The 25,347-nt window shown below is 65.2% G+C and carries 25 protein-coding genes and 1 pseudogene; 8 read left to right on the top strand and 18 right to left on the bottom strand.

Going from position 1 to position 25,347, the window contains the following annotated elements; translation table 11 throughout:
- Positions 1 to 154: 154 nt before the first annotated feature.
- The 8 genes and pseudogenes from LPJ38_RS10985 to LPJ38_RS10950 all read right to left on the bottom strand — a co-directional run bounded on the left by LPJ38_RS10985 (position 155) and on the right by LPJ38_RS10950 (position 7,588).
- Complete coding sequence (locus LPJ38_RS10985; protein WP_145633229.1) at positions 155 to 619, bottom strand: GNAT family N-acetyltransferase; 465 nt, start codon at positions 617 to 619, stop codon at positions 155 to 157.
- Between the two features lie 17 nt (positions 620 to 636).
- Positions 637 to 1,229: pseudogene (locus tag LPJ38_RS10980) on the bottom strand (glutathione S-transferase family protein).
- A 76-nt stretch (positions 1,230 to 1,305) separates the two neighbouring features.
- Positions 1,306 to 2,193, bottom strand: a complete 888-nt coding sequence (locus tag LPJ38_RS10975; protein WP_145633232.1) for an outer membrane protein — start codon at positions 2,191 to 2,193, stop codon at positions 1,306 to 1,308.
- 167 nt (positions 2,194 to 2,360) lie between these two features.
- Complete coding sequence (locus LPJ38_RS10970) at positions 2,361 to 3,191, bottom strand: outer membrane protein (protein WP_167520458.1); 831 nt, start codon at positions 3,189 to 3,191, stop codon at positions 2,361 to 2,363.
- 237 nt (positions 3,192 to 3,428) lie between these two features.
- A complete protein-coding gene (locus LPJ38_RS10965; protein WP_167520459.1) occupies positions 3,429 to 4,682 on the bottom strand; it encodes an MFS transporter in 1,254 nt (417 codons plus the stop codon).
- Positions 4,683 to 4,914: 232 nt separating this feature from the next.
- Complete coding sequence (locus LPJ38_RS10960; RefSeq protein WP_231088438.1) at positions 4,915 to 5,739, bottom strand: IS5 family transposase; 825 nt, start codon at positions 5,737 to 5,739, stop codon at positions 4,915 to 4,917.
- A gap of 119 nt (positions 5,740 to 5,858) precedes the next feature.
- The gene (gene glmM / locus LPJ38_RS10955; RefSeq protein WP_060734909.1) at positions 5,859 to 7,202 is read right to left on the bottom strand and encodes a phosphoglucosamine mutase; all 1,344 of its coding nucleotides are present in this window, start codon (positions 7,200 to 7,202) and stop codon (positions 5,859 to 5,861) included.
- Positions 7,203 to 7,420: 218 nt separating this feature from the next.
- A complete protein-coding gene (locus tag LPJ38_RS10950) occupies positions 7,421 to 7,588 on the bottom strand; it encodes a hypothetical protein (RefSeq protein WP_167520742.1) in 168 nt (55 codons plus the stop codon).
- Between the two features lie 115 nt (positions 7,589 to 7,703).
- Here LPJ38_RS10950 and LPJ38_RS10945 point away from each other — a divergent pair, with 115 nt between their 5' ends.
- On the top strand, positions 7,704 to 8,840 hold the full coding sequence (locus tag LPJ38_RS10945) for an alpha-hydroxy acid oxidase (protein ID WP_145641529.1): 1,137 nt from the start codon (positions 7,704 to 7,706) through the stop codon (positions 8,838 to 8,840).
- A 128-nt stretch (positions 8,841 to 8,968) separates the two neighbouring features.
- On the opposite strand, the gene LPJ38_RS10940 is transcribed toward LPJ38_RS10945, so the two are convergent.
- From LPJ38_RS10940 to LPJ38_RS10910, 7 genes are all read right to left on the bottom strand, one after another.
- Entirely contained in the window at positions 8,969 to 9,595 is a 627-nt protein-coding gene (locus LPJ38_RS10940; protein ID WP_145641527.1) for a hypothetical protein, read from the bottom strand.
- A gap of 65 nt (positions 9,596 to 9,660) precedes the next feature.
- Entirely contained in the window at positions 9,661 to 10,500 is an 840-nt protein-coding gene (locus LPJ38_RS10935; protein ID WP_145641525.1) for a shikimate dehydrogenase, read from the bottom strand.
- 63 nt (positions 10,501 to 10,563) lie between these two features.
- Complete coding sequence (locus tag LPJ38_RS10930; RefSeq protein WP_145641523.1) at positions 10,564 to 12,306, bottom strand: SulP family inorganic anion transporter; 1,743 nt, start codon at positions 12,304 to 12,306, stop codon at positions 10,564 to 10,566.
- A 97-nt stretch (positions 12,307 to 12,403) separates the two neighbouring features.
- A complete protein-coding gene (locus LPJ38_RS10925) occupies positions 12,404 to 12,676 on the bottom strand; it encodes a helix-turn-helix domain-containing protein (protein WP_008566993.1) in 273 nt (90 codons plus the stop codon).
- A gap of 315 nt (positions 12,677 to 12,991) precedes the next feature.
- Complete coding sequence (locus LPJ38_RS10920) at positions 12,992 to 15,040, bottom strand: elongation factor G (RefSeq protein ID WP_145641521.1); 2,049 nt, start codon at positions 15,038 to 15,040, stop codon at positions 12,992 to 12,994.
- 160 nt (positions 15,041 to 15,200) lie between these two features.
- Positions 15,201 to 15,680, bottom strand: coding sequence for a DUF992 domain-containing protein (locus LPJ38_RS10915; RefSeq protein ID WP_145641519.1), 480 nt, complete (start codon positions 15,678 to 15,680; stop codon positions 15,201 to 15,203).
- A gap of 379 nt (positions 15,681 to 16,059) precedes the next feature.
- Positions 16,060 to 17,262 (bottom strand): pyridoxal phosphate-dependent aminotransferase, encoded by a 1,203-nt coding sequence (locus LPJ38_RS10910; RefSeq protein WP_145641517.1) that lies wholly within the window; start codon positions 17,260 to 17,262, stop codon positions 16,060 to 16,062.
- A 580-nt stretch (positions 17,263 to 17,842) separates the two neighbouring features.
- Between LPJ38_RS10910 and LPJ38_RS10905 the strand changes: the two genes are divergently transcribed.
- The 6 genes from LPJ38_RS10905 to LPJ38_RS10880 all read left to right on the top strand — a co-directional run bounded on the left by LPJ38_RS10905 (position 17,843) and on the right by LPJ38_RS10880 (position 21,738).
- Positions 17,843 to 18,493: a glutathione S-transferase family protein gene (locus LPJ38_RS10905; RefSeq protein WP_145641515.1), complete on the top strand. Its 651-nt coding sequence runs from the start codon at positions 17,843 to 17,845 to the stop codon at positions 18,491 to 18,493.
- A 158-nt stretch (positions 18,494 to 18,651) separates the two neighbouring features.
- Positions 18,652 to 18,828, top strand: coding sequence for a hypothetical protein (locus LPJ38_RS10900; RefSeq protein ID WP_167520741.1), 177 nt, complete (start codon positions 18,652 to 18,654; stop codon positions 18,826 to 18,828).
- Positions 18,829 to 18,901: 73 nt separating this feature from the next.
- On the top strand, positions 18,902 to 19,054 hold the full coding sequence (locus tag LPJ38_RS10895) for a hypothetical protein (RefSeq protein ID WP_145641513.1): 153 nt from the start codon (positions 18,902 to 18,904) through the stop codon (positions 19,052 to 19,054).
- 128 nt (positions 19,055 to 19,182) lie between these two features.
- Positions 19,183 to 20,004, top strand: a complete 822-nt coding sequence (locus tag LPJ38_RS10890) for a PAS-domain containing protein (protein WP_145641511.1) — start codon at positions 19,183 to 19,185, stop codon at positions 20,002 to 20,004.
- Positions 20,005 to 20,088: 84 nt separating this feature from the next.
- A complete protein-coding gene (locus LPJ38_RS10885) occupies positions 20,089 to 20,592 on the top strand; it encodes a GNAT family N-acetyltransferase (RefSeq protein WP_145641509.1) in 504 nt (167 codons plus the stop codon).
- A 204-nt stretch (positions 20,593 to 20,796) separates the two neighbouring features.
- Positions 20,797 to 21,738, top strand: coding sequence for an aldo/keto reductase (locus tag LPJ38_RS10880; RefSeq protein WP_145641507.1), 942 nt, complete (start codon positions 20,797 to 20,799; stop codon positions 21,736 to 21,738).
- Between the two features lie 41 nt (positions 21,739 to 21,779).
- Here the strand turns inward: LPJ38_RS10880 and hmuQ are convergent, their stop codons facing one another.
- From hmuQ to LPJ38_RS10865, 3 genes are all read right to left on the bottom strand, one after another.
- A complete protein-coding gene (gene hmuQ, locus LPJ38_RS10875) occupies positions 21,780 to 22,103 on the bottom strand; it encodes a heme-degrading protein HmuQ (RefSeq protein WP_145641505.1) in 324 nt (107 codons plus the stop codon).
- Positions 22,104 to 22,182: 79 nt separating this feature from the next.
- On the bottom strand, positions 22,183 to 23,406 hold the full coding sequence (locus LPJ38_RS10870) for a DUF1501 domain-containing protein (RefSeq protein ID WP_145641503.1): 1,224 nt from the start codon (positions 23,404 to 23,406) through the stop codon (positions 22,183 to 22,185).
- A complete protein-coding gene (locus tag LPJ38_RS10865) occupies positions 23,403 to 24,980 on the bottom strand; it encodes a DUF1800 domain-containing protein (protein WP_145641498.1) in 1,578 nt (525 codons plus the stop codon). The genes LPJ38_RS10870 and LPJ38_RS10865 overlap by 4 nt, the downstream gene beginning before the upstream one ends.
- A gap of 114 nt (positions 24,981 to 25,094) precedes the next feature.
- Here LPJ38_RS10865 and LPJ38_RS10860 point away from each other — a divergent pair, with 114 nt between their 5' ends.
- Entirely contained in the window at positions 25,095 to 25,292 is a 198-nt protein-coding gene (locus tag LPJ38_RS10860; RefSeq protein ID WP_145641496.1) for a cysteine-rich CWC family protein, read from the top strand.
- Positions 25,293 to 25,347: the final 55 nt, after the last annotated feature.

Raw genomic sequence — 25,347 nt, 5'->3', positions numbered from 1 at the left:
TCCCCGAACCGAGCCGAGCCCGGTGTCAGACGCCGCCGTAGCACCGTTCGTTCCTTCATCAACCTGAACGACCGACGGGTAGTTTACCGCCTCTTAACATGAACGAATGCGCGATCCGAATTCGCTGATCGTGCAATGCTCGCGTGACGCTGCTTCAAAAGCGGACAGTCATGCCGACGTGGCTCGCCGTGAAGCCAAGCCGCTTATAGAAGCGCTGTGCATCGATTCGCGTCTGATGCGTCAACAGCTCGACCAGATTGCAGCCGCGCGCCTTGGCTTCCGTCACGGCCCATTGCACCAGCTGCTCGCCGATGCCGCGGCTGCGACAATCGGAAGCAACGCGGACGTCTTCGAGCAGGCCGCGCGAGCCGCCTTGAGAACTCAGCCCCGGCAAAATCGCGAGTTGCAGGCAGCCGACTACCCTGCCCTCGCTCTCGGCAACGACGAGCTGGAGATTTGAATCGCGCATGATGCGCTCGAACGCTTCGTAATAGACGTCGGGCAGCGGATCCTCGACGCGCTCGCGCGTACGTCCCAGATGATCGTCGGCGAGCATCGCCACGATCGCCGCGACATCGTCGCGTCGCGCTCTGCGGATGGAGACGGACTTGGTGGTCATGCAGGAAACTCCAGGGATCAGCGCGCCGGCGGAAGCCCGAGCAAGGCCTCGGTCTCGCCGATCCAGCGGCGGATCGCCGCATAGCGGCCGAGATCGAAGCCGCCTTCATGCGCAACGCGGGTATAGGCGAGCAGCGAGACATCCGCGAGCGAAACCGCCTCACCCGCGAAGAAGCGGTTGGCGGAAAGATGCTGCTCCATGCGGTCGAGCGCCGCATAGCCGCGCTTGACCTTTTCGGGGTCGAGCTCGGATGCATCCTTGCCGAGATAGACCATCAGGAAGCGGCACACTGCGATATAGGGCTCGTGGCTGTACTGCTCCCAGAACAGCCATTCGTCCATCTTGGCGGCAGTAAAGGCGTCGCGCGGGATCAGCGCACTGTCACGCGCGAGATAGCGCATGATGGCATTGGACTGCGCCAGCGTGCGGCCGTCGTCGAATGCGACGGTCGGCACCTGGCCGGCGCCGTTCATCGCAAGGAATTGCGGCGTGCGCGTCTCGCCCTTGCGCGTGTCGATCTCGATCCACTGATAAGGCAATGCGAGAGCTTGTCGCAGACCCACTTTACCTTGAGACAATTTCCGGAATTGCTGTCGCCGTAGATCTTCATCGCAGCCGCCCCTCTTCTCGGAGCGACAGAGCATCAGGACGGAAGAAACCTGTCAACCAGGCGGCGCAGTCAGGCGTCAGAACTTGTAGCCGAGCCCGACACGCGCGTTGTTCAGCGTCACCGAGGTGTTCATGACGGGAGAGAATTTCACGTATTCGTACTCCACCCGCGCGAACAGCCCGTCCCATATGCAGTATTCGATCCCGAGGCCGGCGACCCAACCGGCGACGAAAGCGTTGGTCTTGTGCTGGCCTTGTGTCTGCGACTGCGCCACGACCTGCTGCGGCGTACCTGTGATGGTGATGATGTTGCCGAACGCGTCCGTGACCGTCGCATCCTGACGCAGCTTCACGTCGCTGCTCACGGTGCGCGACACGTCCATGCGGCCAACGGCGGCGCCGGCGAACATGTACGGCATGAAATCGCCGCCGTCCCAGCCGACGCGTCCACGCAGCGTGATCATGTCCTTCACCTGCGCCGAAGCCGATCCGGTCAAGGTCGTGAGATAGTGGTTGGTCACGCCGACGGGCTGGACGTCACCGGGCGGGTTGACAATGTCCAGCGCGTTGTAGCCGGACGACGACGCCTTGAGATTGTTGAAGTAGGTGTAGGTGCCTTCGAGACTGAGGATGGCATCATACCATTGCCAGTTGCGGCCGATGAAGCCGCCGAAATTGGTGCCCTGCGCGGTGTTCTTGCTGAGAAGCGACCAGGTCGACGTCGGCCCCTGAAGCACGCTGTCGCGGAAGATGTAGTTGGTCAGGCCGACCACGCTCTGGCCGAAATCGGACGAGTCGGTCGTGTAGCCGAAATTGCCGCCGACATAGGCGCCGTCCCAACTGCGGGTCGTCTTCGACAGGCCCTCACTGACGCTGCCGCGAAGGATGGGCAGATCGGAGAGATCGGCCGCGTGCGCGGCAGACACTGTCCCCAATATGGCCGCCACCAACATCAGCCTACGCATCGCAACGCTCCATCGGACTCGAACTGCTGCGATGATCATCGCCTGTTAACCTTAACCAATGGTTGCATCAGGCCCTTTCGTCTCCGCTCGCCATGAAAAATACGCAAAGCAAAACGGCGCGGGATGATCCCGCGCCGTTAAGAAATCCTAAGCGATCGAGGCGTCGATCAGCCCTTGGTGACGAGCGGCGGCGGCACATAGGCCGGCGGGCTGTTGAGATCCCAGCGCACGCCGAGCTTGACGTCGTGCGAGGTGATGTCCCTGATCTTGATCGAGGTCGGGCCGGAGGCGCTGTTGTCGAACAAGCGATAGTTGCCGGGCGCCCCATCGCCGAGGTTCATGTAGCTGTAGGCCAGTTCGACGGTGAACCCGGGATTGACCTTGTAGGCGAGACCGGCGTGAGCGGCCCAGGCCAGGTTCCACTTTCCGTTGTCGGCGAAGTAAGCGACGCTGTTGTTCAGACCGGGACTGTACGACACGCCGTCGTCGCGGAAGCCGCTGATCTTGTTGTAGGAGCCGCCAACACCGGCGCCGATGAACGGCGTAATGCACCACCAGGTGCCGAGGTCGACATAGGCGTTGGCCATCACGACCCACTCTGACTTGCTGCCGGAGTAGTTGTTGACGCCGACGAAGCCGGGCCCAACGACGTTGTCGCTGCCGTGCAGAGTGGCCTTGCCACGGTACTGGCCGATCACGTCGGCGCGGAACCAGTTGTTGAAGCGATAGCCGGCGCCGAGACCGAACAGCGGCGACGAGTCGAAGCCAAGGCCTTCCGTCGTCTTCGAATAACCCGCCGGCAGGGCACTCTCGATGCGCTTGGCGCTCTGGTTGGTCATGCCGATGTCGCCACGGAGGTACCAGCCGCCGAAATCAGCGGGCGGAGCCGGCGGCGCGTACATGGGAGGGGGCGCCGCGATCGGCATATCGGCGGCAAACGCCATCGACGAGATCAGGGATGCCGCACCCGCGGCAAGGAGAGTCTTAACGCTACGCATTGGCTTCGTCCTTATGGCCGGTGAGGCAAATTTCAGACGCCCCACGTTCTGGAAACTCACGGGCGGACGATGCCAGCAAATGTTTAAGCGCCACTTAACCCTAATTTTTAAGGTTGATTTTTTCTGACCGCACACGCGCGCGCCGCGCGAGCATTGCAAGAATGCCGCGCCGAATGCGGCGCACGCGCCGCAATTCCTAACGATGTGTGAAGCCGCAATGCGGCAGGAGAGGATGCGTTAACGCGCGTGCCGCGGCATTTTTGGCAGGAACACGGCGAGCAGCCCGATCGCCGGCAGATATGCGCAGACCTGGTAGACGAACGCGATCGAGGTGTGATCGGCGAGCTTGCCCAGCACGGCGGCGCCCAACCCTCCGATGCCGAAGGCGACGCCGAAGAACACGCCGGAGATCATGCCGAACCGATGCGGCACCAGCTCCTGCGCGAACACGATGATGGAGGACGTGGTCGAGGAGATGATCAGGCCGATGATCACGCTGAGCACCGCGCTGGCGTAGAGGCCGGCATAGGGCAGCGCCAGCGTAAACGGCAGCGCGCCGAGGATCGAGATCCAGATCACGATCTTGCGGCCGAACCGATCACCCAGGGGACCACCGAGAAATGCGCCGACAGCGTTCGCCGCGAGGAAGACGAAGAGATAGATCTGCGCGGCCTGCGTCGACACGCCGAAGCGGTCGATCAGATAGAAGATGTAGTAGCTCGACAGGCTCGAGACGTAGAGCTGCTTCGAGAACAAGAGCGCCACCAGCACGAGCAGCGCGACCGCGACGCGGCGCGAGCTCGGCCCGCCCGGCTGGGTATCCACAGGAGCCGCCTTCTTCGCGGCGATCTGCGGCGCGTACCAGCGGCCGATGCGCCAGAGGATCAGGATCGCAAGAAAGGCGATCGAGGAGAACCAGGCGATGCTGCCCTGCCCGAACGGCACGACGATGAGCGCGGCGAGTACCGGGCCCATCGAGGTACCGAAGCTGCCGCCGAGCTGGAACACCGATTGCGCGAAACCGTAACGTCCGCCGGAGGCGAGCCGCGCGATGCGCGCGGACTCGGGGTGAAACACCGCCGAGCCGAGCCCGACCAGCGCGGCGGCGACGAGGATGACGAGATATTGGTGCGCGGCGCTGAGCAGCAGAAGTCCGAAGAAGGTCGAGGCCATGCCGATCGCCAGCGAATAGGGCTGCGCCTTCTTGTCGGTGTAATGCCCGACCACCGGCTGGAGCAGCGAGGCCGTGAACTGGAACGCCAGCGTGATCATGCCGATCTGCGCGAAGTCGAGCGCGTAAGCGTCCTTCAGGATCGGATACACCGAGGCGATCAGCGACTGCATGGTGTCGTTGAGGAAGTGCGAAACGCTGATGCCGGCGAGGACGACATAGGCCGGCCCTGCGGCGGCCTTGACGGCGACGGGTGCGACGTCGCTAACGACGACGGGTTCGGTCAGCGTTTCCTCGGAGACGACGACAGGCTTGTTCAACGGCGCGATCCAGGCGCGGCAGATTGCCGCGACGAACTCAATACGATGCAAGCAGCGGTGCAACCACCGTCAATCGCAAATGGCTGGAATGCGTGAGCCCTTCTGCGAAGCAGCGGGGCCTGCATGGTTCGAGACGCCCGCTCCGCGGGCTCCTCACCATGAGGGTTAGAAATTCGCCGGGAACGACGGCCTCATTCATCCTGAGAGCCTGACTCAAAAAGCGTAGACGGCTTCAAGGCTGGGCCAAGCGGCGAGTTAGAAGCCTCAGATGGGCGACGAGCAGCCAGGCAAGCTCGGTGGCGGCAGACCCTTCAAAGTCTTTGGAGAGACGCCGGCATCTGCCGAACCATGCAAAGGTACGTTCGACGACCCAGCGCCTGGGCAGGAGCTGGAAGCCTTTGACCCCGTGCGGTCGCTCGACGATCTCGATCGTCCACGGTCCGCAGTCTGAGAGTGCGTTGACGAGCTGTTTGCCGCGATAGATCCGGTCGGCAAAGACATGCTTGAGCCTTGGGAAGCGGCCTCGCAAGTCCTCCAACAGGGGAACGGCGCCATGGACGTCCTGGATGTTGGCGGGATGAACATATGCCGCCAGCAAGAGGCCGTTGGTGTCGGTCACGATATGGCGCTTGCGCCCCTGGAGGCGCTTGCCGGCGTCGAACCCGCGTGGCCCGCCGGCCTCCGTCGTCGAGGCGGTCTGGCTATCGATGACGGCAGCTGTCGGTGTGGACTTTCGCCCTGATCTCCGGCGCTCCTTCCGAACCAAACCTTCGACGATCTCCTGCCATCTACCCGTGTCGCGCCAGGCGTAAAAATAGCCCTGCACCGTCGAGTAAGGCGGGAACCCCTTCGGCAAGGCGCGCCATTGGCAGCCGCTCGACAGAACATAGAAGATCGCCTGCACAATATCGCGCAGATGGACCTTCCGCGGCCGGCCCAATCGCTGTCGCGGCGGCATCTTCCGGGCGATCAGCGCCCACTCGGCATCGGTCAGATCGCTTGCGTAACGCAGCCCACTGCGCTGATACTTGATACGAGCGGCTTTGGTCCACGGCATGGTGTCCTCCCTCGAATCTTTGCAAATCCGAAGGAAGCACAAGCCCGCTAAAGCCGCTCACCTTTTTCGGTCAGGCTCTGAGGAGCCCGGAGCGGGCGTCTCGAAGGATGGCCACAAGCTCAAGCCGCCGCCTGCCCCAGTGCGGTGACGATGGTGTCGACGACATCTTCGACCAGGATGCGGTCTTCGCCCTCGCCCATGACGCGGATCACGGGCTCGGTGCCGGAGGAGCGGATCAAGAGGCGGCCATGACCGTTGAGACGCTTCTCGCCGTCGGAGATCGCCGACTTGACGTCGGAATCATCGAGTGGCTTGCCGCCCTTGTGGCGGACGTTCTTGAGGATCTGCGGCAGAGGATCGAAGCGGTGGCAGACTTCGGACACCGGCCGGCGCGACTTCTGCACCACCGCCAGCACCTGCAAGGCCGCAACGAAGCCGTCGCCGGTGGTGGCGTAGTCGGACAGGATGATGTGGCCGGACTGCTCGCCGCCGAGATTGTAGCCGCCATTCAGCATCTGCTCGAGCACGTAGCGATCGCCGACCGGGGTGCGCACGAGATCGAGCCCCTGCCCGTTCAGGAAGCGCTCGAGACCGAGATTGGACATCACGGTGGCGACGATGCCGGGGCGGGAGAGACGTCCGTCTTCCTTCCAGCTCTGCGCGATCACCGCGAGCAACTGGTCGCCGTCGACGATATGGCCGCGCTCGTCGACCAGGATGACACGGTCGGCATCGCCGTCGAGCGCGATTCCGATGTCGGCGCGCATCTCGCGCACTTTCTTCGACAGCGCTTCCGGCGAGGTGGAGCCGCATTCCTTGTTGATGTTGAAGCCGTCGGGCTCGACGCCGATCGGCACGACATCGGCACCCAGCTCCCACAGCGCTTCCGGCACCACCTTGTAGGCGGCGCCATTGGCGCAATCGACCACGACGCGCAGGCCGTCCAGCGACAGATCACGCGGCAGCGTGCGCTTGGCGAATTCGATGTAGCGGTCATGCACGCCGTCGATGCGGCGGGCGCGGCCCAGGCTCGCACTTTGCGCGAGCCGCTTGTCGAGGGATTCGTCGAGCAGCTGCTCGATCTGCCGCTCGACGTCATCGGAGAGCTTGAAGCCCTGCGGCCCGAACAGCTTGATGCCGTTGTCCTCGAACAGATTGTGCGAGGCCGAGATCATGACGCCGAGATCGGCGCGCATCGACTTGGTCAGCATCGCGACCGCGGGCGTCGGCATCGGGCCGACCAGCAGCACGTCCATGCCGACCGAGGTGAAGCCTGCGACCATCGCATATTCGATCATGTAGCCGGACAGGCGGGTGTCCTTGCCGATCACGACCCGATGGCGGTGATCGCCGCGCTGAAAGGCGAGGCCCGCGGCCTGGCCGACCTTGAGCGCGAGCTCCGGAGTGATCAGACCATTGGCGCGGCCCCGAATCCCATCTGTCCCGAAATATTTGCGGCTCATATCGTCCCCCACGCAACAACCAGGGATCCCCTCTGCAACCACGGGCTGCCCGAACGGGCCCCGCATCCCTGATGTGCTGAGGTCTTATAAAGCTATAGCGGCAAACTTGGCTTCAAAAAATATGATAAATCGTTACGGAACCGGGCGCGCGGGTCGCCCGATAACGTATTGTTAACACTATATTTCCTGTATGAACAGGGGAACAGGCTGGAACCTGCCTAGTCGCTTCGCTTGACGTGGCCGTCCCCGCGGCTTGGCGGCGGCTGGGTGACGTTGACGGGATCGGAGCCCGGGAAGGTCTCTTCCAGACCCTCCTCCAGCGCTTCCTCGAGATCGCGCTTTTCCTTGAGCTCTTCCGGCGACGGCGTGGCGTGCGGTCTCGTCATGGCGCCCTCCTCTCGAACGATTTGCAAACGATTTGGCTATGCATCCAACCATGCTAGATGACCCCTCGCTCTTCCGATGCAAGACTTCCGAGTAAGACGGGCCGGGGAAACGTTCATGAAGCACATCACCTGTATCGACGATCTCCGCGCGCTGCATAAGCGCCGCGTGCCGAAGGCGTTCTTCGACTATTGCGACCGCGGCTCCTATGCCGAGGAAACGCTACGCGCCAATCGCGAGGACATGCAGGCAATAAAATTCCGCCAACGCATCCTGGTCGATGTCTCCAAGCGCGACACCTCGACCACGATCCTCGGCGAGCCCTCGACCATGCCGCTGATCCTCGCGCCGGTGGGGCTCCTCGGCATGCAGCATGGCGACGGCGAGATCCATGCCTGCCGCGCCGCGCAGGCCGCCGGCATCCCGTTCACGCAATCGACCATGTCGATCTGCTCGATCGAGGACATCGCCGCCAATGTCGAGAAGCCGTTCTGGTTCCAGCTCTACGTGATGAAGGACCGCGGCTTCATCAAGGAGTTGATCGAGCGCGCGATGGCCGCCAAGTGCAGCGCGCTGGTGCTCACGGTCGATTTGCAGGTGATCGGTCAGCGCCATGCCGACATCAAGAACGGCATGACGGTGCCCCCGGAATGGTCGCTGTCGAAGCTTCTGGATTTCGCCAGCAAGCCGTCCTGGGTCTCCGGCGTGCTGCAAGGCAAGCGCCGCACCTTCGGTAACATCGCCGGCCATGTAAAGAACACCGAGGACCTCAACCGCCTCGCCGAATGGACGGCGTCACAGTTCGACACCTCGCTGAACTGGAAGGACGTCGAGTGGGTCCGCAGCATCTGGCCCGGCAAGCTCGTCATCAAAGGCATCCTCGACGTCGAGGACGCCGAGGAGGCCGCCAAGACCGGCGCGCAGGCGCTCGTCGTCTCCAACCATGGCGGCCGCCAGCTCGACGGCGCGCCGTCCTCGATCGAGGTGCTGCCGGAGATCGCGGATGCGGTCGGCGAGAAGATGGAGATCATGTTCGACGGCGGCATCCGCTCCGGCCAGGACGTGATGCGCGCGCTCGCGCTCGGCGCGAAATCCTGCATGATCGGCCGCGCCTACGCCTATGGCCTCGGCGCCGGCGGCCAGGCCGGCGTCGCCAAGGCGATCGACATCATCCAGAAAGAGCTGCTCACCACCATGGGCCTGTGCGGCGTCAACAGGGTGGACGAGATCGACGATCACGTGATTGCGGTGTAGCCGCGGAGACGGTGTTGTAGGGTGGGCAAAGCGTAAGCGTGCCCACCATTGATCGCGCGACGCGAGAGAGAGCGTGGGCACGGCGCAAGCGCGCCTTTGCCCACCCTACGAGTCCTCCGCTTCCGCCCTCACATCGGCGGCGTCAGGCCGTCGCGGCCGACGCTGATGCGGTTGGCTTCGAACGAGCCGTCCGGCAATTGCTTGATGAAGGCAATGACCTTGGCGCCCGGCTTCAACTCGGACTTGTCGCTGGGCACGAAGGTGACGACCGGCGTGTTGTCGGCGACGAACACTTTCTTCTCGCCGTCCTTGTACTTCACCAGCAGCGTGTGACCGTCATTGCCGACCACGCTCTCGGCGACCGTCGCATTGGTCATGCTGGAATTGGGCTTGAGGTCCCAGGGCCGCGAACCCTCGCCGGTGCCGCGCATGCTCTCCGGAAACACGTGAACCTCGACCGCGTTCTGGCCGCCGTCCGGCCCGGGCACGGTGGTCGCGCCGATGAACGAACCCGGCTTGATGTCGGCGAGCGAAATCTTGGTAATGCCTGACACGTTCACGTCAGTGGCGATGTGGAGCTTCACGTCCTCGCCGGTGCGCGACTTGACCTGCATGGTGTCGCCAGTGACGCTCTCGATGGTGCCGCGCACGCGGGTCGGCACCGGTGCCCTTTGCGCGAAGGCGCAGTAAGTCGAGAGGGCCACCATCGCGACGGCGATCGATGGACGTGCGAAAGTTACGCGTTGAATGGTCATTTCGGTCTCCGATTGCCCCCACGGGTTAGAACTCCGGAGATGGTGTGCTATTCGCCGCGGCCCTCTCAAGACTTTGTGAGATCGGCCTCGACCAACGCGCGCAGCTCGGCCGTGACTTGCGGCCGCCGGCCGAACCACAGCTCGAAGCCGCGCACCGCCTGATGCAGCAGCATGCCGAGCCCGTCGGCGGTCTTCAGGCCGCGCGCCTGCGCTTGCGCAAGTAGCGGCGTCACCAGCGGGACATAGACGAGATCGGCGACGACGGCATCTTGCGGCACGCGCGCCACATCGACGTCGAGCGGAGGCTGGCCGTGCATGCCGAGCGAGGTCGTGTTCACGAGCAGTTTTGCGCGCGGCAGGATTTCGTTGATGCTGTCCCACGTCACGGCATGCACATGCGGCCCGAACTGTGTTGCGAGTGTCTCGGCTCGCGCGATGGTGCGGTTGGCGAGATGGATGCGCTTGATGCCGCGCTCGCGCAGGCCGAATACGACCGCGCGCGCGGAGCCGCCGGCCCCGAGCACGAGCGCCTCTTCGGCCGCGTCCCAGCCAGGTGCGCTGGCATCGAGATTGCCGATGAAGCCTTCGACGTCGGTGTTAGTCGAGCACAGCTCGCCGTCCTCGAACCACAGCGTGTTGGCAGCGCCCACGGCCGTTGCGCGGGCATCGGGTTTCGACAGCGCCAGCACGCCCTCCTTGTGCGGGATGGTGACGTTAGCGCCGACGAAGCCGCGCAGCGACAGCCTGAGCACGAAGTCTCTGAGATCCTCGGGCGGAACCGCCTCGATGACATAGCCGCCCTCGATGCCGAGCGTGCGCAGCCAGTAATGATGGATCAGCGGCGAGCGCGAATGCGCCGCCGGCCATCCGATCAGACAAGCGGCAGGCGTCTTGGGCGCGGTCATCTTTCCCCCGGGGTCGTTTCCGAGGCGATCCATTTCGCGTCCCGAAAGGTCTGTCAAGCACCGCTAATCCGCGGCGGCCTCACCGGCGGCGGAGCCCTTGATGTCGGCAATGGCGCGCGCGAGGTTTTGGCGGTAGCGCGCACGCGGCGGCGTCACGCCGTGGGTGAGCAGCGCGCGGCGAACCGTGGGCGAGGCCCCCGTGATGAACAGCCTGATGCCCTGGCGGTGGGCCTTGGCGGCGACGCGGCCGAGAACGTTGGCCGCAGTGGAATCCAGGAACGGCACTGCGGCGAAATCGACCACGAAGGCCTTGCGCTTGTCGGCGATGCCGTCGAGCACGCTGCCGATCGCCGAGGCGGCGCCGAAGAAGAACGCGCCGGTGATGCGGTAGACCAGCACGTCGCGATCGACCGCCAGACCGGAATCATAGGGAACGCGGTCGCCATTGCCGTCGTCGGGGCGGTCGGCGTCCACCAGCGGCGTACGCTCCTCGATGCCCGTCATCTCCGCCATGCGATGGATGAACAGCACCGCGCCAAACGCGAAGCCGACCAGGATACCTTCGGTGAGGTCTCGGAAGATCGTCAGCAGGAAGGTCGCGAGCAGCACGATGGCATCGCCCCAGGAGGAGCGCAGCAGCGTCGCAAATTCATGCTTCTCCGCCATGGTCCAGGCGACCACGACCAGCACCGAGGCGAGCGCGGCCAGCGGAATGTAGCTCGCCAGGGGAGCTGCGATCAGCATGAACAGCAGCAGGAAGACCGAGTGCAGCATCCCTGCGAGCGGCCCGCGCGCGCCGGCGCGGATGTTGGTCGCGGTGCGCGCGATCAGGCCGGTGACGCAGATGCCGCCGAACAGCGCCGAGCCGATATTGGCAGCGCCCTGCGCCACCAGCTCGCAATTGGAGCGGTGACGGCGGCCCGTCATGCCGTCGGCGACCACCGCCGACAGCAGCGATTCGATCGCCGCCAGCAGCGCGAACGCAATTGCGTCCGGCAGCACGGCCCTCGCCTTCGCCAGCGAGAACGCAGGCAGCGCCGGCGAGGGCAATTCGCGCGGAATGCCGCCGAAGCGGGAGCCGATGGTCTCGACCGGCAGCGACAGCACCGCAGTCGCTACCGCTGCAAACACGACGGCAATCAGGATGCCGGGCCAGGACGGGCGCCAGACCCGCAAGGCCGCGATGATGACGATGCTAACGATGGCGACCGCGACGGCGGATGGATTGATGGTATTGAGACCGCCGGCGAGCGCAACCAGTTTCGGCACGATCTCGCTCGGCTCCTTCCCCGTCAGCGTGATCCCAAAGAGATCGCGGAGCTGGCTGGCAAAGATGATGACGGCGATGCCGGCGGTGAAGCCGACCGTGACGGGATAGGGAATGAACTTGATGTAGGTGCCGACCCGCAAGAGCCCTGCGGCGATCAGGAACAGTCCCGCCATCATGGTGGCGAGGATCACGCCGTCCACGCCGTGCCGCTCCGCGGTCACCGCGACCAGCACGATGAAGGCGCCCGCCGGCCCGCCGATCTGGAACCGGCTGCCGCCGAGCAGCGAGACGATGAAGCCGCCGACGACGGCGGTGTAGAGACCGCGGTCCGGCGTCACGCCCGACGCGATCGCGATCGCCATCGATAGCGGGAGCGCCACGATCGCGACGGTGAGACCGGCGAAGACGTCGGCGCGGAAATCCGCGGCGCCATAGCCTTCGCGCCAGACCGTGACGAGCTTCGGCAAGTAAAGTTCGGCAAAGGTCGGCCGGCGAAGCTGATGCAACTTATCGGCCTGATCGCTTGTGATGCTCATGCTCCGCTGCCCCACAATGCCCACTGCATCGTGCGGCCGCGATCCCGGACGCGACGGTGCGGTTAGCTCATTTGTTTTCCGGGCACGACCAACGCGATCATGCCCCGACGCGGCGCGGCGGCCCCGGCTCCTTGAGACGAACGCCACGCCCGCCGCTGTCACTGCGCGCCTGCTCGCCGATAAGCTCGACGCCGGCCCGATCGAACGCCTCGACCACCTTGATCAGGGTCTCGACCACGCCGCGAACATTGCCGGTCGAGGCTTCCATCCGCTGGATGGTCGGCAGCGACACCCCGGCAAGCTCGGCCAGGGTTTTCTGGTCAATGCCGAGCAGCGCCCGGGCCGCCCGCATCTGGAACGACGTGATCACCTTGGCCTCACGTATCAGAGCTTATAAGTGATATTCTGTGCATGTACAATGATGTAAAATACATCATAAGGAGAGGAGTGCAAGGGGGACCTCGCCTGCCTCATCCGTCATTGCGAGGAGCCCTTGCGACGAAGCAATCCGGGCTGTCATCGCGGAGGGATTCTGGATTGCTTCGCTGCGCTCGCAATGACGAGTCGAGGGGTTCGGCCGAAATGAAAGGCCGCACGCGCGAACGCAGCCCCCTCACTCCCTCTTCCGTAAGAACGGGGAGAGGGAGCGAGAGAGCGTGTTTCCCTCACCGCGCGAGAGACAGACTTACGCCGCGTGCTGATGCGCGGCGATGATCTGGTCGGCGGCGCGGCCGGTGACTTCGGCCATGTGGTCGAACTGGCGGGTGAAGCTGCCGGCGCCGGCGGTGGCGGAGCGCAGCTCGACGATCAGCTCGCCGATCTCGGCTTCCGGCATCATGGCGCGGACGCAGTCCCAGCCGCTCCAGCCGTCGCGGGTGTCGAAGCCGAGGATCTGGCCGCGCCGCGCCGACAGGATCGCGTTGATCCTGGCGGTGGCGTCGGTCGGGCAGACGATCTCGACCATGTGGATCGGCTCAAGCAGCACCGGCTGGCACTGCGGCAGACCTTCGTTCAGCCCGATCCGCGCCGCCGTGCGGAAGGCGAGATCGGACGAGTCGACGCTGTGATAGGAGCCGTCGGTCAGCGTCACCTGCACGTCGGTGACGGGGAAGCCGAGCGGACCGCGCGCGAGGCCATCGACGACGCCTTCCTCCACCGCAGGGATGTAATTGCGCGGCACCGCGCCGCCCACCACCTTCTCGGCGAACTTGAAGCCGTCGCCACGCGGCAGCGGCCGGATGTCGAGCACGACGTCGCCGAACTGGCCGTGGCCGCCGGACTGCTTCTTGTGCCGGCCGCGCTGGGTGATCGGCTTGCGGATGGTCTCCTGATAGCCGATGCCGGGCGGATGCGAGGTGACCTTGACGCCGAAGCGGTCGCGCAAGCGCTCGCCGGCAACACGCAGATGCATTTCGCCTTGTCCCCACAGCACGGTGTCGTGGGTCTGGGCATTCTGCACGACGACGAGCGAGGGATCCTCCTCGTGCAGCCGGGCCATGGCCTGACCGAGCTTCACATCGTCCTTGCGATCGGTGGCTGCGATTGAGATCGCGAGCACCGGCGCCGTCGGCTCGATCGTGATCAACGCGGCAGGCGGCGTCTTGCCGTTCGAGACCGTGTCGCCGGTCTTGATCGGATCGAGCTTGGCGAGCGCCACGGTGTCGCCGGCCTCGGCTGAGGCGCGCTTGGTGTCGTAGGCGCCATTGACGGCGAGGATGCCCGAGATGCGGCTGGAACCTCCGGAAGAGGATTGCAACGTGGCGCCGTCGTCGAGATGGCCGGCGAGCAGCCGCGTCAGCGACAGCTTTCCGCCATGCTGCGAATGCAGCGTCTTGAAGACGTAGCCGAGCGCATCCTTGGTGTCGGGGACGCCGAGACGTCTTGCGGTCTCCGCCACACCGGGCGATTCGTGGCGCAGCGCCTTCATCAGGCGCAGCACGCCGTTTTCGCGCGCGGCAGCGCCGAGCAGCACCGGACAGATCAGCCCTTCGCGCAATTCGCGGGCGAGATCGTCGAACACGGCGTCGCGCGGCGGCTGGATGTCTTCGAGCAGTTGCTCCATCAGCGCGTCGTCGTGATCGGCAAGCTTTTCCAGCATCGAGAAGCGGGCCTCCTTCTCGCGATCGAGGTTGCCGCCCTCGAGCGCGATCACCTCGGAAGCCTTGTGCTCGCGATAGATGAAGGCGCGCTCGAGCGCGAGATCGACGAAGCCCTCGATCAATTCGTCCTTCCAGATCGGGATCTGACGCAGCACCAGCGGCACGCGCGAAGCGGGCTGGAGCGTTGCGAGCGTCTCGCGGATGCGCTGGCTGGCACGATCGATCTTGTTGAGGAACAGGAAACGCGGGATCTTCAACTCCTCCAGCTCGCGCAGGATGATCTGGAGCTGCGGCAGCTTCTTCTCGTCAGCCTCGCAGACTACGACCGCGGCATCGACCGCAGGCAGCACGGCGCGCATGTCGTGGGCGAATTCGACGGATCCGGGACAATCGAGAAAGGTGTAGCTGTCGCCCATGAAATTCGTGGTGGCGGCAGTGAGCCCGACGGTCATCTTGTGGTGACGGGCCTCCGGCGTGGCGTCGCCGACGGACGTTCCGGCATCGACGCTGCCGGCGCGCGGGATTGCACCCGTTCGCGCCAGTATTGCTTCGAGAAGTGTGGTTTTACCGCTTTGGAAAGGGCCCACCAGTGCGATGCACCGTGGACCTCGGGGACTTCTGACGTCTTGTCCCATTTCGCCGCCTCCTTCTTGTGGAGCTCGGCCCATGATTGGGTCGGCAAACGCCGATGCTCTGCCCGTCGCCGAGATTTGGCAAGCGTCAAACGTCGCTGCGGTGCGTCGTTGGTGTTCACCTCTCCCGGAGGCAGAGGTGAGGGGAACGCCGCGCCAAAACTCAGCGGCCCGGACGGAGTTCCAGGCTTTCGAGGCCGGCGGCGATGTTGAGGCCGACCTGGCCCTGCACGCTGAGCGGCTGGAGCGCGATCGAATTGTTGGAGCCGCCGACCAGCACATTGCCGCCAAGGCCGACGCCGAGCGAGGCGCTGCCCTGCGCGCCCGCGTAATTGCCGGAGAGGTCGCCGGGACCGAGCCGATCGACCGGCGCGAACACGCCCCAGGCGAGCGCCGTCTCCTGGGTGATGCCAATGTCGAGGCCGACTTTGCGGATGGTCGCGACGTAGCGGTCATCGGGCAAGCCGTCGGCACGCAGCACGCAGCCGAGATGGGTCACCGATCCCACGATGAAGCCGACGCTGGCGCCGCCGCGGCATTCGAGAACGCCGACCCGCGCCATCCGCTGCTGCGCGCCGGCAGCAGCGACGGAGACGACGAGGCTGGCCGCAGTGAGCCCGGCGAGGATGAACGAACGGCGCATGAAATATCTCCGGCGATGATGTGACGCGAGCAGAGAGCGCCCGACCCGTGATGCGTCATGGTCTATGCCACAAGAGTGCTGGAGGTGCCAGATCGCAGGCATTTAGAAGCGAACTTGCGGAGAGAGCCCTCACCCCACCCTCTCCCCGTAAGAACGGGGCGAGGGAGTGAGAGAGCCGTACGTCCCTTACGATGCAACGTCGCCGGGCTTGCTTAACCTCTCCCCGCTCTTTGCGGGGAGAGGTCGGATCGCGCAGCGATCCGGGTGAGGGGCAAGGCACGATGCCGACTGGACAAACGTCCCTCCGGCTCCACCGCATGGAAGCCAAACAAAAAAGGCCCGCACGAAGCGGGCCCTTTCAATCTTTGTCGCGAGCAGCTTACCGAAGATTGCCGCAGAAGCGCTGGATGCGCTTGCAGGCGTCTTCGAGGTCCGAGGTCTTGGTCGCATAGGAGATGCGGAACGCGGGGCCGAGGCCGAAGGCCGAACCCTGCACGACGGCGACGCCTTCGGTTTCCAGGAGCTCGGTGACGAACGTCTCGTCATTGTCGATCACCTTGCCCGACGGCGCGGTCTTGCCGATGGTGCCGGCGCAGGACGGATAGACGTAGAAGGCGCCCTCGGGACGCGGACACTCGATGCCCTTGGCCTGGTTGAGCATGGAGACGACGAGGTCGCGCCGCTCCTTGAACACCTTGTTGTTGGCGGGGATGAAGTCCTGCGGACCGTTCAGCGCTTCCACCGCCGCCCATTGCGCGATCGACGACGGGTTCGAGGTCGACTGCGACTGGATCGTGGACATCGCCTTGATCAGCTGCGCCGGGCCGCCGGCATAGCCGATGCGCCAGCCGGTCATGCAATAGGCCTTGGACACGCCGTTCACGGTGAGCGTGCGGTCGTAGAGACCGGGCTCGACCTGCGCGACCGTGGTGAACTGGAAGTCGTCATAGACGAGGTGCTCGTACATGTCGTCGGTCATCACCCAGACATGGGGATGGCGCAGCAGCACGTCGGTGAGCGCCTTCAGCTCCGACTTGGTGTAGGCGGCTCCGGTCGGGTTCGACGGCGAGCACAGGATGACCCATTTGGTCTTCGACGTGATCGCGCGCTCCAGCGCCTCGGCCTGGAGCTTGAAGCCGGTCGCGGCGGTGCAGACCACCGGCACCGGCTCGCCGCCGGCGAGCGCCACCATTTCAGGATAGCTGACCCAATAGGGCGCGGGGATGATCACCTCGTCGCCCGGATTGATGGTCGCCATCAGCGCGTTGTAGAGCACCTGCTTGCCACCGGTGCCGACGATGATCTGGTTCGGCTTGTAGGCGACGCCGTTCTCGCGCTGAAACTTGGCGATGATGGCGTCCTTCAGCTCGGGGATGCCGTCGACCGCGGTGTACTTGGTCTTGCCGGCCTCGATGGCGCGGATCGCCGCCAGCTTGATGTTGGCAGGCGTGTCGAAGTCGGGCTCGCCGGCCCCTAAGCCGATGACGTTGCGGCCCGCCGCTTTCAGCGCGCGTGCTTTATCCGTGACCGCGATGGTCGCGGACGGCTTCACACGGTCGAGCGCAGCGGCAAGGAAGGACATCGTCATCTCCTGACAAGCGTCGTGAAGCCCTGGGCCTCACGACTCTGATTGTGGGAATGAGACACCCTAAAACGTGAGCCGCTGCACCGCAAGAAACTTCGGTCCGATCCCGGAAAAACTTAGGGATTTCGGCTGATGGAGGGATGATTCACCGCAACATTCCGTTACTTTGCCGCTGGAGTCCCTCATATTTGGCAAGGCCTGTCCTCGGAGCAATTTTGCGTGCTGCGATGAAGCAGAAGATCGTCATGCCCGGGCTTGTCCCGGGCATCCACGCTCTTGGTGCGGCCCGTGAGACGTGGATGGCCGGGTCAAGCCCGGCCATGACGACGCAGAAGTTTCGCGGCCAATCACTGTCTCACACAAGGGGACGTCGCCATGTGTCCGGCGCCTTGACGCAAGCGTAAACTGAATTGCATGGTCGCGCGGAAATGATCTTCCGTGGCATTGCAGTGCGGTAGGGTTTTCGAGTTTTTCTATGGGGCAGCCCTTGCAGCGGATTCGCATCGGCATCATTGTTTAGCGGCGCTGGAGGGCAGCCGGCGCCGCATCTTCCCCTCCCCGGAAACGAACTTCCAGAATGTACAAGCTCTACTCGATGCAGCGCTCCGGCAACAGCTACAAGGTCCGCCTTGCGCTGGCGCTCTTGAACGTGCCTTACGAAGCGATCGAAGTGGACATTCTGCGCGGCGAGAGCCGCACGCCGGACTTCCTGTCGAAGAATCCGTCCGGACAGGTGCCGCTGCTCGAAGTCGGCGACGACCGTTTTCTTGCTGAGTCCAACGCCATCCTCTGGTACGTCGCCGTTGGCACGCCGCTCGCGCCGGAGAACCGCATCGACCGCGCCGAGGCGCTGCAATGGATGTTCTTCGAGCAGCACGCGCTCGAGCCCAACATCGGCGCCGCCTATTTCTGGCTGTCGCTGGTCAAGGGCGGCCGCGATCTCCAGACCCATTCGCTGGAGGACTGGATGGAGCGGGGCTATGGCGCGCTTCAGGTCATGGAGAATCATCTCAAGACCAACGCCTATTTCGCCGCACGCCAGCTCACCGTCGCGGACATCGCGCTCTACGGCTACACCCACCTCGCCGACCGCTGCGATTTTGACCTATCGACCTTCCCGGCGATCCGGGACTGGCTGCAGCGCGTGGAAGCTGCGCCCGGCTTCGTGACGATGGATTGGCGCCCGGCCGACATCGACGACCCCGCCAGCATCGCCGCCGGCGCCTGACGGCCCGTCCTCCCGCTCTCGCGAATAGCGGGCATAAGGGACGACTTTGCCGCAATCTCGCCGTTTTCGGCGCGACGCCGCCGCAATATTGCCGGTTGAAACTGGGAAATTCCGGAAAGTCGCGGGTGATTCGCCCGCGTGTTGAGGGATTCAGACCCATGATTCGGGCGTCCGGCACGGCAGGCTTTCAGGGCCAATCCGCCACCGTCGCGTCTTCCCGGCTGACCAACGCGGTCGCGGCCTCGCTCGCCGTCGCCGCGCTTTCGCTGAGCCTGATCGTCACCCTGACGGTGCTGTCGACCAAGGCGACCATGGCGATGGGCCTGCCGCTCTGATTCCCGTTTCATCCTGGACCAACCTTCAAGGTGCCGCGCGGCCCGTGCCGGCCGGCATCGCGACAGGACGTCGATGAAGTCACCTGTGGTCGTCGTTGCAATCACGCTGACTGCGGCCATCCTGGTCGCGGCGTCGCTGTTGATTTTCACCGGCATGCGCAAGAGCTCGGCCACGTCGACGCTGAACGCTCCCGCGATTGGCCTCAAGCACGCGCACTTGGCCTAAAATCCTTCGAAAGATTTGCGCGTTCCCGCAAGCGCCCCTTAGGCACACCGCGCGAAATCGCATCGCATCGGTGCAACGATCGGCCAGTGTTGCGGTCTTACCTCGTTCGGGAGGAGCGAGACTGGCCCATGCGGCTCGGATGGCGTGCGATCTCCGGTCCGGTTCTGACGGCAGCGACCCTGCTGCTGACGATGTTGTTCGATCGCCTGGTCCCCGCCCTCCCCACTCCCTCGCCTGCGCCGCTGCTGGTCTGCCTCGTGGCCTTGGCCGGCGCGCTGTCGGGCCTTGCCTCGGCCCTGGCAACCACGGCCATCGCAGTGATCGGCACGGCACTGATCTTCCTCCACCAGCACGGCGTCTCCGGTTATGGGAGCGCGGATGTGATCCGGCTCGGCCTTCTGGCGATCACCGCCGCCGGCACCGCTGGCATCACCGGCCTGATGCGCGAGCGGCTGCTCGGCACCTTTGCAGCCGAGCGCCAGAGCCACGCCACCGCCGCGCGCCTGTCGGCTGCGCTCGACCAGATCGACATCGGCGTGGTGCTGCTCGATGCCGAGACCCGCGCCGAGTTCATCAACCGCGCGTTCCGCGACTATTTCGCAGTGCCGGACGAGATCGCCGACAGCAAGCCGCCCTTCATCGCGCTGATGTATCACGGCCGCGACACCGGCGCGTTCGAGCTGCCCGAGGACGAGCTCGCCACCTTCATCGCGCAGCGCATGGAGATGGTGCGCCTCGGCGACGCGAGGCCCATCAACATCGCCTTGCGCAATGGCGAAGTGCTCCGCTTCGTCTGCACGGTGCTGCCTGACGGCGGCCGCATGCTCAGCTACACGCCGGTAACCGACCTCGTGCGCCACACCGACGCGCCGGCACGCGCCGACTACTACCGCTCGCTGCGCGATCCCACCAGCCGCAAGCTGATCCGGAACCTGCGCGTCGCGGAGTGACGCGACGGCGCGATTGATCGGCAACGCCGTCATCACGTATGAAGGGCATCTCTTTCGTGCACCTCCGAGATCGCGGAAATTCACATGTCGCTCATCATTCGCGCCGTCGCACGGCAGGACTACGATCAATGGCTGCCGCTGTGGGACGGCTACAACGCCTTCTACGGCCGCTCCGGTCCGACGGCGCTCGCGCCGGAGATCACGCGGATGACGTGGCAGCGCTTCTTCGACGCCTATGAGCCGGTGCATGGGCTGGTCGCCGAAGATGACGGCAAGCTGCTCGGCATGACCAACTATCTGTTCCATCGCAGCACCACCGCGATCGAGCCGTCCTGCTATCTGCAGGACCTGTTCACGTCCGAGGCCGCGCGCGGCAAGGGCGTCGGCTCGGCGCTGATCCATGGCGTGTATGAACGGGCGAAGCTGGCGGGGTCGCCGCGCGTCTATTGGCAGACGCACGAGACCAATGTCACGGCGCAGAGCCTGTACGACAAGGTCGCCGAGCGCTCCGGCTTCATCGTCTATCGCAAGATCTTGACCCAGGCGGCTCAAGGCCTGTGGATAACTCTGCCTGTCACCGCCGCGTAACACACCGGGATTAGGTTGCAGCTGCGTCTGATCAGGCCCCCCGTCACCGATCAAACGCCCCAAGCGGTCCCCGTCAGTCGCCGCGTCTGACAGGGGCCGCATTTTTTTGTGTGCCTCGCCGGCATGGCAGCAGCGCGGCCAGCGGCTTGCTGCCGGGACGCACCGTGGTCAGAATGCGCCGCTGCTCATTCGACGGGACCTTCCATGGACATTCGTAACCTCGGCGCCTCCGGCCTGCGCGTCTCTGCCGTCGGGCTCGGCTGCAACAATTTCGGCCAGCGCACGGATCTGGAGACCTCGCGCAAGGTGATCCATCGCGCGCTCGATCTCGGCATCACGCTGTTCGACACCGCAGACATCTATGCAGGCATGGGCGGCTCGGAGACGGTGCTCGGCACCGTGCTCGGCGACCGCCGCAAGGACATCGTGCTCGCCACCAAGTATGCCAAGCCGATGGCGACCGACGGCACCAAGCAGGGCGCCTCGCGCCGCTACATCATGGATGCGGTGGAGGCCAGCCTCAGGCGGCTGAAGACCGACTACATCGACCTCTACCAGCAGCATGATTACGACCCGCTGACGCCGATCGAGGAGACGCTGCGCGCGCTCGACGATCTGATCCGGCAGGGCAAGGTGCGCTACATCGGCAATTCCAATTTCCCGGCCTGGCGGATCGCGGAAGCGGAGTACGTCGCACGCGCGATGAATGTCAGCCGCTTCGTCTCCTGCCAGGATGAATACTCGCTGCTCGTGCGCGACATCGAGAAGGATTTGCTGCCCGCCGCAACGGGATACAAGCTCGGCCTGTTGCCGTTCTTCCCGCTCGCCAGCGGCCTGCTCACCGGCAAGTATCAGCGCGGCGCAGCGGCGCCCGCCGACACGCGCTTTGCCAAGGCGCCGGCGCTGCGCGACCGCTACGTCACGCCGCGCAACGAGGACATGGTCGAGAAGCTCCAAGCCTTCGCCAGGGCACGCGGGCACAGCATGCTCGAGCTCGCCTTCTCCTGGCTTGCCGCGCGCCCGCAGGTGTCGAGCGTGATCGCCGGCGCGACCCGCGTCGAGCAGATCGAGGAGAACGTCAAGGCGATCACCTGGAAGCTCAGCGCCGACGAGATGGCCGAGATCGACAAGATCACACTTGGCTGAAGCCTGCCGGCTGAACGCTGCGAGCTGGGCTCTGCGGCGCGCTATTTCGCGCCGCGCCCGACCGTCTGGATCACCTCGAAGCCTTCGAACTGGGGATGGCCGAGATAGAGCGGCTTGTTGTCGCCCGCCTTGTGATGTGCCGCGCGAAACGCCTCGGACTTGGTCCAGGCCTCGAACGCGGCATGGTTCGCCCAGATGGTGTGCGAGGCGTAGAGCGTGTGGTCTTCGAGCTCGGGCCCGCGCAGCAGATGGAATTCGACGAAGCCCGGCACCTTGTCGAGATGCGTGTCGCGCGAAAGCCAGACCTGCTCGAAGGCGGCCTCGGAACCCTTGGCGACACGGAAGCGGTTCATGGCGATGTACATGGGCGATGGTTCTCCTGATGCTCGGATCATCATGTCGTCATTCCGGGATGCGCCGCAAGGCGCGGCCCAAAGGGACGGCTTACACGATCAGCCCCTTCATCGGCCGGGCTCCCGCGCTGTCCGGGAACACCGTCTCCGCCAGCACGCGGTCGGACAGGCTGAACTGGTCCTGCAGGACACCCTTGATGACGGAGCGCAGATCGGTGGTCGGCTTGAGGTCGCGGCCTTCATGGAGGTTGGCGAGCTTGAGGCCCGGCCAGTCGGCGATGATGCGGCCGCCTTTCACGGCACCGCCGGCGAGCAGGGCGATCGTTCCGGTGCCGTGATCGGTGCCGTCGGTGCCGTTGATGCGCGCGGTGCGGCCGAACTCGGTGACGACCACGACGACGCTGTCGCGCCAGCGCGGGCCGAGCTCGTTTTCGAATTCGGCCAGCGCACCGTCGAGACCGCCGAGCAGGAAGGCGAGACGCCCGACCGGGCCGCCTTCGTTGGCATGCGTGTCCCAGCCGTCGAAGGCGAGCGCGGCAATGCGCGGGCCGTCATCGGCTGCCATCAGCTTGGCGGCGCCGCGCGCGACCTGGCGCATCTGCGCGGCCTGATTGCCGCCCTTCGGCTTCATGTCGTCACCACCAGCAGCCTTGTCGAGCCGAAGGCCTTGCGACAAGGCCGCGGCCAGCGCGGGATCGCGATGGCGGTAGAGCTCGACGAGGCGCATTGCGGTGTCCTCGTCGGCCTGCGGCAGCGCGACCGGCGCCCAGCCGACCGTCGGCGCGTTGCCGCGCAGCACCAGCGGCGTGGTCGGCCCGACCGCAAGACCGCTCGATACAAGCTCGCCGCGCGGCAGCGTCTCGAGCGCGCGGTTGAGCCAGCCGGATTGCACGCGGCCGGGGCCGGCATAGCCGCTTTCGAGCACGTCCTGGCCGTCGAAATGCGAGCGATCGCGATAGGGCGTTGCCACCGCGTGGACGACCGCGGCGTGCTTGTCGCGGTACATGCGCGCAAATTCCGGCATCGCCGGATGCAGCCCGAAGAACGAATCGAGCATGATCGCGGGATGGGCGCCGTCCGCCGTGAGCGCGATCGAGCCGTGCAGGCCCGCATAATCGGGATCGCCGAGCGGCGCGACGGTCGCAAGGCCATCGAGCGCGCCGCGCAGGATCACCACGACCAGCCGCGGATCGCGCCCGTCCGCCGCGCGCGCGAATTTCGGCAAATAGGCCCAGGCAGCGAATGAGGCGCCGCCGAGCAGGAGGCCGCGGCGCGAGGTGAGGAGCCGGTTCTCGACGCAATCGATCATCGTCATCTCCGCTGCATTTCCGGGGACATCAGCAGCAGCGCCAGCGCCTGCTGCCGCGATTCGGCGCGCTCCACGGTCCGCCGCGTTTCGATGGAGGCGGCATCCGCCGCCGCGAACTCCAGGAGATCGAGCGGATCGATATTGCTGCCGAGCCGCGACCCGATTTGCGCGGCGATGTCGAGCCTGAGCTTCATGCCCTCGGGCGCGGCCCAGGCCGCATTGCTATCGGGAAAGCCGTTGGGCCCGGCCGGCGACCATAGCGGCTGCCCGAGCAGGTTGAGGCCGTTGAGATAGCGGCTCGGATCCTCCGGCACGCGCGCGAGCAGCCGGCCGCTCGCGACCAGGAATTCGTACGGCGAGCGCATTTTTGTCAGTGGCGCGCGCCATGCTTCCTCGGAATCGACCAGCGCGGTCGCCATTGCCTTGAGATCGCCGTCGGTCCTGACGAAAATATCGCGCAGGCGCGCGACGAGCGAAGGCGGCGGATCGTCGGCGACGAAATGACGAACGAATTTGGTGGCGATGAAATTCGCGGTCGAGGGATGGCGCGCGATGTCGGCGAGCGCGGCCTCGCCCCGTGCGAGGCCGGCCGGCTCATAGATCTTGCCGAGCAGGATCTGCGACCCCGGCTGATGCGCATTGGCGTTGAACACGAAGGAGCCGGGTGGGCCGAGCTGCCCCTGCCGTCCAGCGAAGGTCCAGCCGGTGATGATGCGCGCGAGCGAGGTGACGTCATCCTGCGTATAGCCGCCGCCGACGCCGAGCGTATGCAGCTCCAAGATCTCGCGGGCGAGATTCTCGTTCAGTCCGCGCTTGCGGTTTTGTCCCGCGCGCGAGTCGGGACCGAGCGATTGCTGGTTGTCGAGGAAGAACAGCATGGCCGGATGCTGCTCCACCGCCTTCAACATGTCGGCGAAGCGCCCGAGAACATGCGGCCGGATCGCCTCGCGCTCGAAAGCGCCGGCCCAGATCCGCGCCAGCTCGCCCTTGCTGGCGGAGATGCAGAAATGGTTGGACCAGAACACGACGAGCCGTTCGGTGAAGCCGCACTCGGCCAGCGTCGCGCGCTGCAGCCGCGCCAGCGCCTCGGCCCGAAAGGTCTTTTGGATGACGTTGAGCGGCTGCGGTGCGGGCTTGGCGGATTGCGGCGCAGTCACGTTGGGCTGCATGGTCTCGGGCTTGACGGTGGTCTCGGCAGGCTTTGCATCGGCCATCTGGCCGGAAATCTCCGCCGCTGCGTTGAGCGAGAGATTGCGGCGCAGGGCGGGCTTCTGATCGGCAGGCGCGGGTAGCGGCGTCTCAGCCGGCGCGGCGGCCTTGGCGGTTTCCTTGGCAGTTTCCTTGGCAGCCTCGCGCGCCTGCCTGACCTGATCCTGATAGGCGAACACGGCCTGCCCCAGCTGTGGCGTCGATTGCAGGCCCGGCGCTTCCAGCAGCACGCCGCTCGGACGCGTGAGCTCCGCCTTCACGAAACCGCGCGGATCGGAGGCCGCATTGATGAGATCGCCGGAGGCGCCGCCGCGCGCGCCGAAGCCGAAGCGGTTGAGCGCAACCAGAGCAGCTTGCGAATCGCGGGCCATCGATCTGTCCTTCGCGCGTTGGGAGCCGCTTTCCTGATGCGTGCGCAGCACCTAATATACCGCAGGGACAAATGAACCCGACATGAAAATGACGGCGAAGCTTCGACGTAAATCATGACAATTGCGAAAGAATCCTCGCTGCCGGAACCCCGCCGCCTCACCTGCTCTCGCTGCGGCACTGCGTTCGGCTGCGATCTCTCGGGCACGTGCTGGTGCGCAGAGGAGACGGCAAAACTGCCTATGCCGGTGGAAGGCGAGGATTGCCTGTGCCGGGACTGCTTGCGGAAGGCCGCGGCGGAGGCTGCGCGTTAGACGCGAGAGCGTGCTGCACTCTCGGTGTCGTCCCGGCGAAGGCCGGGACCCATAA

Origin of the sequence: Bradyrhizobium daqingense (genome assembly GCF_021044685.1) — a bacterium.
In the GTDB taxonomy this organism is placed as follows: Bacteria; Pseudomonadota; Alphaproteobacteria; order Rhizobiales; family Xanthobacteraceae; genus Bradyrhizobium; species Bradyrhizobium daqingense.
The sequence above is the reverse complement of the archived record's forward strand: the minus strand, read 5'-3'. Positions and strand labels throughout refer to the sequence as shown.